At 52.0% G+C, this 13,476-nt stretch carries 15 protein-coding genes; 11 read left to right on the top strand and 4 right to left on the bottom strand.

All coding sequences use genetic code 11. From position 1 onward, the window contains the following. The first annotated feature begins 8 nt into the window (after positions 1-8). From P1P86_03585 to P1P86_03540, 10 genes are all read left to right on the top strand, one after another. Positions 9-431, top strand: coding sequence for a biotin/lipoyl-binding protein (locus tag P1P86_03585; GenBank protein ID MDF1574256.1), 423 nt, complete (start codon positions 9-11; stop codon positions 429-431). A 1-nt stretch (position 432) separates the two neighbouring features. Next, positions 433-1,833 carry a sodium ion-translocating decarboxylase subunit beta gene (locus tag P1P86_03580; protein MDF1574255.1) on the top strand — a complete coding sequence of 467 codons (1,401 nt, stop codon included), beginning with the start codon at positions 433-435 and terminating at the stop codon, positions 1,831-1,833. A gap of 22 nt (positions 1,834-1,855) precedes the next feature. Next, positions 1,856-3,040: a citrate lyase acyl carrier protein gene (gene citD, locus P1P86_03575; GenBank protein MDF1574254.1), complete on the top strand. Its 1,185-nt coding sequence runs from the start codon at positions 1,856-1,858 to the stop codon at positions 3,038-3,040. A gap of 10 nt (positions 3,041-3,050) precedes the next feature. Beyond that, positions 3,051-4,601, top strand: coding sequence for a citrate lyase subunit alpha (locus P1P86_03570; GenBank protein ID MDF1574253.1), 1,551 nt, complete (start codon positions 3,051-3,053; stop codon positions 4,599-4,601). 142 nt (positions 4,602-4,743) lie between these two features. Beyond that, on the top strand, positions 4,744-5,226 hold the full coding sequence (locus P1P86_03565) for an RNA polymerase sigma factor (protein ID MDF1574252.1): 483 nt from the start codon (positions 4,744-4,746) through the stop codon (positions 5,224-5,226). Further along, positions 5,219-5,767 (top strand): hypothetical protein, encoded by a 549-nt coding sequence (locus P1P86_03560; GenBank protein MDF1574251.1) that lies wholly within the window; start codon positions 5,219-5,221, stop codon positions 5,765-5,767. Before P1P86_03565 ends, P1P86_03560 begins: the two co-directional genes overlap by 8 nt. Then, entirely contained in the window at positions 5,748-6,545 is a 798-nt protein-coding gene (locus P1P86_03555; protein ID MDF1574250.1) for a hypothetical protein, read from the top strand. The genes P1P86_03560 and P1P86_03555 overlap by 20 nt, the downstream gene beginning before the upstream one ends. Before the next feature lie 30 nt (positions 6,546-6,575). Beyond that, on the top strand, positions 6,576-6,800 hold the full coding sequence (locus P1P86_03550; GenBank protein ID MDF1574249.1) for a hypothetical protein: 225 nt from the start codon (positions 6,576-6,578) through the stop codon (positions 6,798-6,800). Positions 6,801-7,111: 311 nt separating this feature from the next. Continuing rightward, a complete protein-coding gene (locus tag P1P86_03545) occupies positions 7,112-8,113 on the top strand; it encodes an isoaspartyl peptidase/L-asparaginase (protein MDF1574248.1) in 1,002 nt (333 codons plus the stop codon). Between the two features lie 10 nt (positions 8,114-8,123). Continuing rightward, entirely contained in the window at positions 8,124-8,948 is an 825-nt protein-coding gene (locus P1P86_03540; protein MDF1574247.1) for a hypothetical protein, read from the top strand. An 87-nt stretch (positions 8,949-9,035) separates the two neighbouring features. Here the strand turns inward: P1P86_03540 and P1P86_03535 are convergent, their stop codons facing one another. Further along, the gene (locus P1P86_03535; protein MDF1574246.1) at positions 9,036-9,593 is read right to left on the bottom strand and encodes an HDIG domain-containing protein; all 558 of its coding nucleotides are present in this window, start codon (positions 9,591-9,593) and stop codon (positions 9,036-9,038) included. Between the two features lie 25 nt (positions 9,594-9,618). After that, positions 9,619-10,809 (bottom strand): isocitrate/isopropylmalate family dehydrogenase, encoded by a 1,191-nt coding sequence (locus P1P86_03530; GenBank protein MDF1574245.1) that lies wholly within the window; start codon positions 10,807-10,809, stop codon positions 9,619-9,621. Between the two features lie 139 nt (positions 10,810-10,948). On the opposite strand from P1P86_03530, the gene P1P86_03525 reads away from it, so the two are divergent. After that, complete coding sequence (locus P1P86_03525; protein ID MDF1574244.1) at positions 10,949-12,409, top strand: aminoacyl-histidine dipeptidase; 1,461 nt, start codon at positions 10,949-10,951, stop codon at positions 12,407-12,409. Between the two features lie 10 nt (positions 12,410-12,419). Here the strand turns inward: P1P86_03525 and P1P86_03520 are convergent, their stop codons facing one another. Both P1P86_03520 and P1P86_03515 read right to left on the bottom strand, forming a co-directional pair. Then, a complete protein-coding gene (locus tag P1P86_03520) occupies positions 12,420-12,581 on the bottom strand; it encodes a rubredoxin (protein ID MDF1574243.1) in 162 nt (53 codons plus the stop codon). A gap of 20 nt (positions 12,582-12,601) precedes the next feature. Then, complete coding sequence (locus P1P86_03515; GenBank protein ID MDF1574242.1) at positions 12,602-13,459, bottom strand: hypothetical protein; 858 nt, start codon at positions 13,457-13,459, stop codon at positions 12,602-12,604. Between the last annotated feature and the right edge of the window lie 17 nt (positions 13,460-13,476).

Raw genomic sequence — 13,476 nt, 5'->3', positions numbered from 1 at the left:
GATCGAAGATGAAGAAGTTCAAATTTACCATAAACGGAAACGACTACAACGTGGACATGCATGGTATCGAAGATAACCTGGCACGGCTGGAGGTCAACGGGACTCCCTACCAGGTGGAGCTGCACCGGGCCATCAAGGCTTCCAAAACCCCGACCCTGGTCCGTTCGGCCATCAGGCAGGAAGCAAAACCGCAGATAGAAAAGCGCGAGGGGGGATCGTCGTATCCCGTCCTGGCCCCGCTGCCCGGTTCCATCAGCAAGCTGGAAGTCGGAAAGGGAGATATCGTGAAGAAGGGTCAGATATTACTGATTATGGAAGCCATGAAGATGGAGAATCAGGTTCTGGCCGACAGGGCAGGTGTGGTTGAGAACATCCGGGTGCAGCCGGGCGATTCAGTGCTGCAGGGGGATATCATCATGGAGATCGTCTGATATGAAAAGAGCCCTTACACTTACAGCTGTTTTCCTGATTATAGTACTGGCGCGATGGGTGGCCTTCCCCGGGCAGGCCTCGGGTTCCATGGCGGACCATCCGGCAGAAACGGAAAAAGTCATTGCCGGAGCGGAGGTCCTGCAGGATCAGCCTGGAACGGCGGAGTTGTCCGGGGAGGAGGAGCAGGAGAGTGTTCTCGAGCTGGCCGGGAAGGGGATCCGGAAATTTATCAGGTTCTCCGGTTTTCGTAATGCCACAGCGGGTCACCTGATCATGATTGCGGTGGGACTGTTCTTTATTTTCCTGGCCATTCGCTATGACTACGAACCATTGCTGCTGATCCCCATCGGCATCGGGATCATTTTCGGGAACATCCCCTTCTTTCAGGAGGAGGGAATGAATATGCAGATCGGCATCTACCAGGAGGGGAGTGTACTGAATTATCTCTATTTCGGGGTTTTGAAAGGGGTTTATCCACCTCTTATCTTCTTGGGAATCGGAGCAATGACCGATTTCTCCTCCCTGATCAGCAAACCCAAACTGATGTTGCTGGGAGCCGCAGCCCAGGTGGGGATCTTCCTGACCTTCCTGGGAGCCCTGGCCCTGGGCTTCTATCCACAGGAGGCCGGTGCCATTGGGATTATTGGAGGAGCTGACGGGCCCACAGCTATTTTTCTTTCATCCAGGCTTGCCAACGGGGTAAATGTGATTGGCCAGGCAGCCAATGGCGATCCCATTATTGTAAAGAACCTGATTGGGCCCATTGCCATCGCGGCCTACTCCTACATGGCCCTGGTACCGGTTATCCAGCCGCCCATCATGCGCCTGCTCACTACCCGGGAAGAGCGCCTGATCCGCATGAAACCGCCCCGGGCCGTTTCCAGGCTGGAAAAGATTCTTTTTCCTTTGATCGGCCTGCTGGTGACCACCTTTATCTCTCCCAACTCGCTTCCTTTGCTGGGGATGCTTTTCTTTGGCAATCTGCTGAAGGAGTCGGGCGTAACCAAGCGGCTGGCTGATACGGCCCGTAACAGCCTGATCGATATAGTGACCATCATGCTGGGACTTACTGTCGGGGCCTCCACCCAGGCGGACCGCTTCCTTACCACCGATTCCCTGGTTATTTTCGGACTGGGAGCCCTTTCCTTTATGGCAGCTACTGCCGGGGGGATTATATTTGCCAAAGTGATGAATCTGTTTTCAAAAGCAGATAACAAGCTGAATCCCCTGATCGGGGCGGCCGGAGTGTCGGCAGTGCCCGACAGCGCCCGGGTGGTGCAGAATATGGGACTGAAAGAGGATCCCACCAATCACCTGCTGATGCATGCCATGGCACCCAATGTGGCCGGTGTGATCGGTTCTGCAGTGGCTGCCGGTATTTTATTGAGCTTCTTATGGTAACGATGATATGAACGGACAGAGCATGAAACAAAGCGCACTTACAGGAAACCACGGGGACCGGATCCGGTCCGACTGCCAGGTAAAACTGCAGCTCCCGGAGAAGGGGGGCATAAAGATCAAATTAAACAGCAAGGTGGAACGGATGTTTGGCGAACAGATCAGGCAACAGGCCGAGGAAGTGCTTGAATCGCTTGGTATCAGCCATGCGCGGCTGGAGATCGATGATACGGGGGCACTTCCTTTTGTAATCGGGGCCAGGATCGAGGCGGCCGTGAAACAGCTCAGGGAGACAGATCTCAACTGGACCCCCCCGGTGATTGAGCAAAACAGGTATGAAAGTTCGCGGGAACGTTTCCGGTTCTCCCGCCTCTACCTTCCCGGCAATACCCCCGGCATGATGCTGAATGCGGGGATTCATCAACCCGATGGCATTATTCTGGACCTGGAGGATTCGGTGGCCCCCGACCGGAAGGCGGAAGCCCGTTTGCTGGTCCGTAATGCCCTGTGCCAGGTCGATTTTTACGGGGCCGAACGCATGGTACGGATCAATCAGCTGCCGGCAGGACTGAAGGATCTGAATGCAGTGGTCCCCCATTATTTGCATCTGGTCCTGCTTCCCAAATGTGAGCATTCTTCCCAGGTGGAGAAGGTGGCAGAACGGATTCAGAATATCCTGAAGGCACACAGGCAGGAAAGGGAGATCTACCTGATGCCCATCATCGAAAGTGCTCTGGGAGTGGAGAATGCCTTTGAGATTGCCACAGCCTCGGATTCCGTGGTAGCCATGGCCATCGGACTGGAGGACTATACAGCCGATCTGGGCGTGAAGCGCAGCGAATCGGGCGAGGAGTCGTTCTATGCCCGTACCAGGCTGGTCAATGCCTGCAAGGCAGCCGGCATACAGCCCATCGATTCGGTTTATTCGGATGTGGCCGATATGGACGGACTCCGGAAGAATGTGGAGACTTCCAGGTCCCTGGGTTTTGAAGGCATGGGCTGCATCCATCCCCGGCAGGTTCCGGTGATCAGGGAGGCCTTTACCCCCACGGAGGAAGAAATTGAAAAAGCCGGCCGGATTGTGGAAGCTTTCAGGGAGGCCGAAGCGCAGGGATCGGGGGTTGTGGCCCTGGGAAGTAAAATGATTGATCCCCCCGTGGTAAAGAGGGCGCTTAAGATCCTGGAACTTGCCGGGAAACTAAAATCCTAATTCTATTTGTATGAAAATGATTAGCAATGCCGCAGGGCGCCAGGTGCTGTCTGAGATCAACGGGGAAGCAGCCATCCCTTTTAAGGGAGTTGGAAAGTATAAAGCGAAAGGAAAGAAACATGCTCCTTCCATCTCCAGTTGCAGCGATTATCCGGCCGATGGAAATAAGGTCGTAAAGAATTTGCGCACGGCCCTGGAAAAGGCGGGTCTCAGCGACGGGATGACTATCTCCACCCACCACCATTTCCGCAACGGGGACTTTCTGGTCAACCAGGTCTTTGATATAGCCAAAGAGATGGGAGTGAAGGGGCTCCGCTGGTTTCCCTCGGCCTCCTTTCCCTGCCACGAACACCTGATCCGGTACCTGCAGGACGGTACCATTCAGCGCATCGAAGGGAGCATGAACGGACCCCTGGGCCGCTTTGTCTCCGAAGGGGGCATGGAAGGATGCGGGGTGCTGCGTTCCCACGGCGGGAGGTACCAGGCCATACAGGATGGAGAGGTGAAGGTGGATATAACGGTGATCGGGGCTCCGGCTGCCGATGAGTTTGGAAATGCCCATGGCCTCTCGGGCGATTCTGCCTGCGGATTACTGGGCTTTGCCCTGGCCGATTCACAGTATGCCGAAAAGGTGATTATTGCCACCGATAACCCGGTGCCCTTCCCCTGCATCCCCTGGCAGATCCAGGGCAATTATGTGGATTATGTGGTTCATGTGGAGAAGCTGGGCGATCCCTCTCAGATTATCTCCGGAACCACGGAAATCACCAGATCGCCCGACCGCCTGCTTTTGGCCGAACTAACGGCAAAATTCTGCCAGGCAGCGGGGATTGTCCGGGAGGGATTCAGCTTCCAGTCGGGGGCAGGCGGCACCTCCCTGGCCGTCGGGGAGTATTTCCGGGAAATCATGAAAAAGGAGGGGATCAAGGCCCGCTTTGCACGTGGAGGAAGCAATAAATACCTGGTTTCCATGCTGGAGGAGGGCCTGGTGGATTTTATTCTCGACGGACAAACCTTTGACCTGGACGGGGTTCGCTCCATGGCCGAAAACCCGGGTCATGTATGGACCAGCCCCTTTACCTCCTACAATTACCATGGTAAAGGAAACTTTGCCCAGCTGGTGGATGTGGTGATCCTGGGAGCCACCGAGGTCGACCTGGAGTTTAATGCCAATGTGGTAAGCCATTCCGACGGCTACCTGCTGCACGGGATCGGGGGATGGCAGAACTGTCTCTTCTCCAAAACCGTAATCCTGCCCATCCCGCTTTTCCGGGACCGCGTTCCGGTTATCCGCGACCGGGTGACCACCCTGTGCGGACCCGGTGAACTGATTGATGTGATTGTTACCGAACGGGGCATCGCCATCAATCCGCTGCGCAGAGATCTGATAGATGCAACCAGAAACAGCGGCTTACCCATCAAAAGCATCGAGGAGCTGAAGGCCGGGGCCGACCGGATCTGCGGCCTGCCCGCTGCTCCTGCCCTGGAGGAAAATGTGGTGGCAGCCATCAAGTGGGTCGATGGCACCGTGATCGATGTGGTGCGGCAGGTCAGCAAATAAGTGCTTTTTTATATCTTAGGTGCAACATTTCAACTAATCCCTCGTCATTGTGGCAGAAAATGAGAAATCTGGATCCTTTATACCCAGACACCAGGATCTGATAAAAGCGTGTAAAAAAGGGGACCAGAAAGCTTAATTCGAATTGTACAGGCTCTATCATATGGCCATGTACAACACGACCCTGCGAATAGTAGGGGATTCCGATGATGCAGAAGACGTCATGCAGGAAGCGTTCTTAAAGGCATTTTTAAAACTGGACAGCTACCGGGGAGAGGTAAGTTTCGGGGCCTGGCTGAAGCGCATTGTGATTAACAAGGCCCTTGATTTTTTACGATTGAAGAAAGAGAACCTTTCCCTGGAAGATGCCGGTGAAATTGGAGAGATGGCAGATGAGCCGGAGGATAATCGAGAGGTGGAATATAAGGCAGAGGAGATTAGAAAAGCGATCTACAGGCTGCCGGAAGGGTACCGGATCGTACTATCGCTGATCCTTCTGGAAGGATACGACCACGAAGAGGTTTCAAGCATACTGAATATCTCCAATGCCACATCGAGGACCCAGTACCACAGGGCGAAAAAGAGACTGATCGAACTGTTAGAGGATAATAATAATGACCATGAGTGATATAGAAAAACAGATCAAAGAGCAAAGGCTGCTGCTCGATTCCGACCGTCCCCGTAAGGGACACGAAGACCGGTTTCGTCAGAAGCTCGAGAGATTGCCTGTCGGGCGTCCGGTTCGCAGGATCCGTTTCAGGCATGCCATCCAGGTGGCAGCATCGGTGGCCCTTATACTTACCTCTGCCATTGTGCTGGTTAAAAAGGACAATAGAGGCAGCAAGGTAGCTCAGCAGGAGATTCCGGCAGCCGTGATGGAAGCTGATGTCTATTATGCCTCAGAGGTCGATGCCCGTTATGAAGAGATCAGCGGAATTGATTTTGGTGATGCGGAAGAGAAGGCGCTTCTGCTTAAAGAATTGAAGGACCTGGAGAATTACCATCAGCAATTAATGAAAGACCTGAAAGCCAATCCCAACGATGATCGGGTGCTTAGTGCCCTGATCCGTCATTACCAGCTTAAACTGGAAGTGCTGGACCAGATCATTGCCCAATTGAATCAAGTGAAAACAATCATATCTGAAAACCATGAAAAAGAGAGTATTTAAATCGAAAAGTTTGCTCCTGTCACTGCTCCTGATTGTTACAGTAAGCTTTTCTCTTTCTGCCCAGGAAGCCAGGAAAGAGTACTCCGAACGCTATGATGTGAGTAAGGGGGTCACCCTGAACAGCGACACCAAGTATTCGGATGTGGAGTTGATTACCTGGGATCAGAATGTGGTGGATATCCTTGCGGTGGTGGAGGTGGATGCCTCTTCCAGGAGCAGGGCAGAGGAGGCCTTAAGTAAAGTGGAAGTAAAGATCAGCAAATCGGGGAACAACATATACCTGGAAACCGAGATGGAAAACGGCTGGTCGAGGAATGTGAAGACTTCCATCGAAATTACCATCAAAGCTCCTGCCTGGATGAACCTGGATATGGAAAGCTCCTATGGCGATCTGTTTATCCAGGAGGCCAGCGGACTGGTGCAGGTCGACATGAAATACGGAAACCTGAAGGCAGGTAGTTTTTCCAGAGGCAATGAGAAGCCCTATAATGCGCTTTCTCTGGTTTATTCACACGGGACCGTGGACGAAGCCGGCTGGCTCGGACTGGACATTGCCTACAGCGATATGGAGATTAATGTCTCAAACATGCTTTTTGTGGACAGTAAATATTCCAAGCTGCTCGGTGAAAAAGCCGGAGGGATCGTTACCGAAGGAATGTACGATAAATATACCTTTGAGGAAACGGACAGCTTCGTGGCGGAACTGAAGTATTCGGGTGTGAAGATTGAAAGGCTGAACAAGACTTTCAGCCTGCATTCGGCCTATACGGGGGCCTAGATCGGAACGCTGACCAAGGGATTTGATAAGGTGGATGCAGAACTTGTCTACGGCAATCTCACAGTGGGACTGGAATCGGGCGCTGCTTTTAAATTTGAAGGGGAAGCCAAATACGGGAGTGTCCATATTGACACCAGCGAGCGGATGAGCAAAACCAAGGAGAACAATTATGTAAGGATCTGGGGCAATGTGGGCTCCAGCCCCAAATCCAGCATCCGCGTAATCACCAAATACGGAAACTCCACTTTTGAATAGATACAGGATAATATCCTGGAAGTCATTAAACATCCCGGAATTTTAATCATTCTGGGATGTTTAATTTATAAATTAAGATTTCTTCTGCAGAGAATAAATCAAATCAAAAACCCGGGGTAAGCGAGCACATTTAAAATAAACAATTAATCGATGATTCCTCGCAGCTTGCTGCGAGGAGAATCAATTCACCCCTGGCACCTCTTATGGACTTATAAGCCAATATTTCCTTGAAAAAGAGAAGTTATCGAGAGGCTTGATCAGAAAATTTCATATTTTAGGTTCTGTTCTGCAATCTCTAATAAGCTCCAGATATGAAACACCGAACGATTTTATCCATTTTGCTTTATATATCGGTTCTGATCAGCTCCTGCAAAGGTCCCACGGAGCAGTCCGTTGAAAAAACACCTGATCCGGAACCTTACGAATATGCCCTGGTGCTGCATGGCGGGGCGGGAAAAATGAATTTTCAGAATATGCCTGAGCCTTACCAGGAAACATACGAACTTGCACTGGACAGCGCCCTGCAACGGGGACTGGATGTGCTGGAAAGAGGGGGTTCCAGCCTGGATGCGGTGGAGACCGTGATCCGGTACATGGAGGATAATCCGCTGTTCAATGCCGGGAAAGGAGCGGTTTTTACCAGCGAAGGGAAAAATGAGCTGGATGCATCCATTATGACCGGACAGGACCTCAATGCAGGTGCCGTGGCAGGTGTAACGGATATCAAACACCCCATTTCGGCCGCCAGGGCGGTGATGGAGCAATCGGAGCATGTGATGATGGCCGGGCACGGGGCATCGGTTTTTGCAGAACAGGCGGGACTGGAGCTCGTGGATCCTGCCTATTTTTTCACCAAGGACCGTTATGAGTCCTTTCAAAAAGCGGTCGCTAAAGATAAGCATGGAACGGTGGGATGTGTGGCGCTGGATCAGTCCGGGAACCTTTGTGCGGGGACTTCCACGGGTGGAATGACCAATAAGAAATACGGGCGTATCGGGGATTCTCCTATTATCGGGGCCGGTACCTATGCCAATAATGCCACCTGCGGCGTTTCAGCCACCGGTCACGGGGAGTATTTTATCCGGTGGACCGTGGCCCACCAGATCTCGGTGCTGATGGAATACAAAGAATACCCTGTGGAGCAGGCTGCCAGGGAATTAGTGGAAAAAACCCTGGTGGAAGTTGGAGGAGAAGGTGGCGTGATCTGCCTGGACAAGTACGGCCGTCCTGCCATGGTGACCAATACCAGTGGGATGTTCCGGGCCTATGGGAATTCGGAGGGAGAACGGATCGTAGCCATATTTAAGGATTAGACATCCGGAGATGCGAAAATTGGCAATCATATTTCTGATCCTGTGCGGACTTATAGTCGGCCGGGAAACCAGGGCCTGCTCGGTTCTTTACTATATGGATCCCCAATCCGGGAAGATTTATGCAGCCAGTAATGAGGATTACTGGTATGATGTAAAGGCTTATATTCAGATTGTTCCGGGTTCAGGTAAGAAGCTGGCCCGTCTCTGGTATGGCTGGGATCATTTTGCCCAGGGGGGAATTAATGAAGCGGGACTGTTCTTCGATGGAGCGGTGACCCCGGAACAGGATATGCCGGAGGGAAGGAGCGGACCAAAGGGGAACCTTGGGGATGAACTGCTGGCCTCCTGCCGGACGGTGGATGAGGCCCTGGCCTTATTGGAGCAGAAGGAGATATTCCTGAACTCTGCCCATATGATGATCGGGGACGGCAACGGAAATTCGGTGTTGGTGGAGTGGCTGGACGGGGAACGAAAGGTCGTGCCAATGTATAACAACCGCCTGGTGATGACCAACTTTCTTCTTTCTGATCCCAGCCGGGGGAACCATCCCTGTCCGCGTTATCAATATATTCAGAGCCAGCTGAATTTGGTGGAAGAGTCCAGGCAGACCATGAATTTAAAGGTTCTTGGCAGGACCATGGCCGGAGCGGTCCAGTTACCCCGGAAGGATGAAGACGGACGGACGGGCGGGACCCTCTATTCGAGCTTTATCAATGTATCTGATCTGGAGTTTGTCCTGGTATACCAGCTGGATAACAGCAAAATCACCCGTCTGGATCTGAAACGGGAGTTTGAAGCGGGTAAGAAACGGAAAATTATACTGAATGAGCTCTGATTATAAAAGGGCTTTCCATCAAACAGCAATTCAAAACAGGAGTTTCATAAAACAAAACCAGGTCATTTCCCTAAGCAGGTTTTCACTTCAGGAAGCCCGCTGCTTAAAGGGCAGAAAGGTCATAAAATCGGCATGGTGCACGATAAAGGCTTCGGTGCTCCGCCGGACCATGTTTCCTTCCCCTGCATGGGCTGCAATAATATGGCAAACCTCCGGGGGAACTCCGCAACTTTCGGCCAGGGAGACCCCGGAGAAGGGGTGGCGGAGGTATTTTCCATAGGAACCCTGCACTGCTTTCCCGTTCTCGTCCAGCACATATTCCAGCAGCTTGCCCACATCGGCCAGAATCGCTCCTGCGATCAGCACATCCATATCCACCGGCAGTTCATCGCCAAAAAATTCATTCATCTTGTTTCCGCTGTCCCGGGCAATATGAACCACGGCTCTTTTGTGCTCCATAAAGGTGACTTTCAGACCGGGTCCGCATAAGAGGGTAAAGGGGATCCTGTTCAGATCGGCAGGGGTGAGCACACTCTTTTCCAGCGCGTTCTCCCATACCATTGCTGTTTTTTCACGCAGCTCCTGGTTTTTAATCCAGTCCAGCTCGGGCCATAGTTTCAGGACCTCCGGATTTATGCTTGCCATAGGTGTTATTTTGCTTACAGGGTTATTACAGCTTTGCAATGATGGCATCAGCCATCTGCCTGGTGGAGGCAGCGCCTTTTTCAATGACATCGGGCCGTCCGGCCATTTTTTTCATATCATAGGTACGCACCTTTCCTTCCAGGATCACGCCGGCGATGGCCTTCCGGATCTGAAGGGCCATTTCTGCTTCAGAGATATGATCCAGCATCATGCAGGCCGACTCCATCATGGCTATGGGATTCACAATACTCACAGGGTAACCGGCATACTTGGGGGCCGAGCCGTGGGTGGGTTCAAAGACGGAGACCTCCTCGCCCAGATTGGCGCTGCAGGCAAAACCAAGTCCCCCGATCAGTCCCGCAAATCCGTCCGAGACAATATCACCAAACATATTTCCGGCTACAATGACCCCGTAGTTTTCCGGATTTTTGGTCAGCCACATCATCTGGGCATCGATGTTGGTGTTCCAGAGTTCAATCTCTTTGAACCCGGTGGCCTGTATTTCCTGGGCCATTTTATACATCATTCCAGAGGTCTCACGGATCACATTGGGCTTCTCGCAGACGGTCACACTCTTATAGCCAAACTTCCTGGCATATTCAAACGCAGCCCGAAGGATCCGGCCGGTGGCCTTTTTGGTAAAGATCCGGGTGGAGATGGAGAGCTCCTCCACGGGAACATCCCCGAAGTTCTTCACAAATTTGGGATGGGAACGCAGTCCCTGGTATACGATATCGGGAGGATTGCTCCATTCCACTCCCCCGTAGAGCCCTTCGGTATTCTGGCGGAAGATCACCACATCCACCTCTGGTTCCTCGATACTGTCTCCGGCTCCCCTGCGAATGAAGTTAAGTGGATTTCCTTTATAGGTGTGGCAGGGTCTGATACAGATATCCAGGTTGAAATGTTGCCTGAGGCCAACGATGGGACTGGAATAGATCAATCCTTTACCGGCGAGGGCCGGATCCAGTTCTGCGGCAGCAGCATCTTTGGGTTTGCTGGTGATCGCCCCGAAAAGGCCGATCTTATGTTCTTCCAGTAAGGAAACAGTACGGTCGGGCAGGGGATTTCCTTCTGATTTCCAGAATTCCCAGCCAATATCTCCTTCCACATATCCGGCGTTAAATCCGGCTTTTTCCAGTACCCTGATGGTTTCTTCTAGGACAACTCTCCCGATACCGTCCCCGGGAAGCACTACAATGGTTCGTTTCTGCATGTTTATAAACAGTATAGAGTGAGGTAGTAGAAATATTATCTTTGCGAAAATAGAATTTTAATCCATCTCTTTTATGCCCGAAGATCATATTTGAGATAAAAGATATTGCAAAACATAAAGCCAACTTTTCAACTCTTACATGCAAAAAATAACAGAGCTTAAACCGGCAGAGGTATGGGCTTATTTCCATGAGATACTGGAGATTCCAAGGATCTCGAAAAAAGAAGATAAAATTATCGCTCACCTGATTGGATTTGCGAAAAAACACCATCTGGACTATAAACAGGATCAGGTAGGTAACCTGTTGATTTCCAAGTCTGCTACTGCCGGCATGGAGCGCAGGAAAGGAGTAATCCTGCAGTCGCATGCCGATATGGTTGGAGAGAAAAATGCGGGGGTCCGTCACGATTTTGATAAGGATCCCATCGAGGCCTACCTGGAAGATGGATGGGTCAGGGCCCGGGGAACGACCCTGGGTGCCGATGACGGAATCGGGATTGCTGCTTCCATGGCCATCCTGGCTTCGGAAACCATCGAACATGGCCCTCTGGAGTGCCTCTTCACGGTAGATGAAGAGAGTGGGATGACAGGTGCCCTGGGTTTGCAGCCGGCGTTTTTGCAGGGCTCGGTGTTGCTGAACCTGGATTCAGAGGATGAAGGGGAGATCTTCATTGGTTGTGCTGGAGGCATCGATACGGTGGCTAGCTTTAACTACAAGAGGAGCAGACTCAAAAGAAACTGGATTGCCCTGAAGGTGATTGTAGGCGGACTGCAGGGCGGACATTCGGGCGATGAGATTCATCGCGGTTTCGGTAACTCTGTCAAGATACTCAACCGTTTCCTCTGGAATGCAGATCAGCGCTTTAGTATCAGGCTGGCATCCCTGGAGGGTGGAAAGGCCAGAAATGCCATCCCCAGGGAAGCGGAAGCCGTCATTGTGGCCCCTGCAAGCAGCCAGGAACTGATCCGGGTTTATTTTGATTCTTTTGTTCAGATCCTTCAGGAAGAGATGGCGCTGGTGGAACCTGACTTTTCCATGATCATGGAACCGGTCCCGACACCGGAGCTGGTGATGCGAAAGAAATTCCAGCGACGACTTTTTAATGCCCTTTATGCCTGTCCGCACGGGGTCATTGCCATGAGCCAGGCCATTCCCGGACTGGTGGAAACCTCGACCAACCTGGCCTCTGTAAGACATACCAGCGAGGATGTCCTGGAGATTGTGACCAGTCAGCGCAGCAGTGTGGAGTCGGCCAAGCAGGATATTTCAGATCGGATGGGATCCCTGTTCACACTTCTGGGAGCCTCTGTCAGGCATTCCGGAGGATATCCCGGTTGGAAGCCCGATACTTCTTCGGAGGTTCTGAAGATATCCGAAAAGGTCTACAAAGGGCTGTTCAGGCAGGAACCTGATATCAAAGCGATCCATGCCGGACTGGAGTGCGGACTGTTCCTGCAGAAGTATCCCGATCTGGATATGATTTCCTTCGGCCCCACGATCAAGGGGGCCCATACACCCGATGAGCGGATCAAAACCGATACCGTGGACAAATTCTGGCTCTTTCTCCTGGAGATGTTAAAACAGGCTCCAAAGGCCTAACAATCGGGATTTATTCTACGGCTTCGAAGTCGTTTTTGTAAACCCCGCATACAGGGCAGTGCCAATCCTCCGGAACATCTTCAAATGAGGTGCCTGGAGCTATGCCGCTGTCGGGATCGCCCTCTTCCGGGTCGTATACATAACCGCAAACTTTACACTGGTATTTTTGCATGTTCAGAGTGGAACTAGTGTTTAATTAATTCGTTTTATTCCCATCCTCCCGGCCAGAATCAGCAAAGATCCGGTTATCACTTCGCCCGTCTCCACATCCAGTTCGGATCCGTTCAGGCTGTGGGGGATCAGGTAGACCGCCATCATCACCAGGGCGGCGCCAATGGCCAGCCACTTCCCGTAGGACTTCTTCCTGAGGAACCAGGCAACCAGGTAGGCAATCAGTGCGAACAGTACCTTATTATCGGTCATATCTTCACCCAGCGGCCATCCGGTCCAGAACTGTCCGAAGGAATACTTCTGAACAATGGGGCCCAGAATGAATCCGCCGATCAGCAGGAAGATGATGGTGACTCCCATATGTTTCTTGTACGAGGGAATACCAGCCAGGGCAAAAATGATGGTAGCCATGGACCAGATCACCGTCAGGACCATCATCAGTACATGGGGAAGCAGCGCCCAGGCAGGTACATCGCCCCGGAAGCGGATGACCACATTCTCCTCTTCGTGAAGGTCAATGAGCGTGCCTTCGGCCATCAGCTCCAGGTGGTATTCAATCTTGCCTGCCGGAGGCTGGTGGGGGAGGGTGGTCCTCAGAATATCTCCCTGCCTTTCCATAACCAGCGTATCCCAGGGATTATCTGTGGGGAAGAGCCGCCAGATCAGCCTGGCGGAAAAGATTTCAGGAAGCTCGATCTCCACCGGGTAATCGCCGGGCCTTCCGTTGCTGGAACGGGGAAGATCGAAGCGATACGCTTCATTCTGATAATTTATTTCATATATTTTCGGATAAGTGGGACCGGTCATACGCTGGTAAAACATGGCGGCCAGCGAAATGACTACGGCCAGGACCCAGAACAATACCTTTTTCAGTTTCATATGGCTGTTTGTTTCTT

It is taken from the genome of Bacteroidales bacterium, assembly GCA_029210725.1.
GTDB lineage: Bacteria > Bacteroidota > Bacteroidia > Bacteroidales.
This window is presented reverse-complemented; position numbering and strand designations above follow the sequence as displayed.

What these genes read in the sequence shown, in the direction of transcription:
- citD (MDF1574254.1), top strand. Translation starts at nt 1,856, where the DNA reads ATGAAACAAAGCGCACTTACAGGAAACCACGGGGACCGGATCCGGTCC.
- P1P86_03520 (MDF1574243.1), bottom strand. Translation starts at nt 12,581, where the DNA reads ATGCAAAAATACCAGTGTAAAGTTTGCGGTTATGTATACGACCCGGAA.
- P1P86_03540 (MDF1574247.1), top strand. Translation starts at nt 8,124, where the DNA reads ATGCGAAAATTGGCAATCATATTTCTGATCCTGTGCGGACTTATAGTC.
- P1P86_03580 (MDF1574255.1), top strand. Translation starts at nt 433, where the DNA reads ATGAAAAGAGCCCTTACACTTACAGCTGTTTTCCTGATTATAGTACTG.
- P1P86_03555 (MDF1574250.1), top strand. Translation starts at nt 5,748, where the DNA reads ATGAAAAAGAGAGTATTTAAATCGAAAAGTTTGCTCCTGTCACTGCTC.
- P1P86_03560 (MDF1574251.1), top strand. Translation starts at nt 5,219, where the DNA reads ATGAGTGATATAGAAAAACAGATCAAAGAGCAAAGGCTGCTGCTCGAT.
- P1P86_03585 (MDF1574256.1), top strand. Translation starts at nt 9, where the DNA reads ATGAAGAAGTTCAAATTTACCATAAACGGAAACGACTACAACGTGGAC.
- P1P86_03515 (MDF1574242.1), bottom strand. Translation starts at nt 13,459, where the DNA reads ATGAAACTGAAAAAGGTATTGTTCTGGGTCCTGGCCGTAGTCATTTCG.
- P1P86_03525 (MDF1574244.1), top strand. Translation starts at nt 10,949, where the DNA reads ATGCAAAAAATAACAGAGCTTAAACCGGCAGAGGTATGGGCTTATTTC.
- P1P86_03530 (MDF1574245.1), bottom strand. Translation starts at nt 10,809, where the DNA reads ATGCAGAAACGAACCATTGTAGTGCTTCCCGGGGACGGTATCGGGAGA.
- P1P86_03570 (MDF1574253.1), top strand. Translation starts at nt 3,051, where the DNA reads ATGAAAATGATTAGCAATGCCGCAGGGCGCCAGGTGCTGTCTGAGATC.
- P1P86_03535 (MDF1574246.1), bottom strand. Translation starts at nt 9,593, where the DNA reads ATGGCAAGCATAAATCCGGAGGTCCTGAAACTATGGCCCGAGCTGGAC.
- P1P86_03545 (MDF1574248.1), top strand. Translation starts at nt 7,112, where the DNA reads ATGAAACACCGAACGATTTTATCCATTTTGCTTTATATATCGGTTCTG.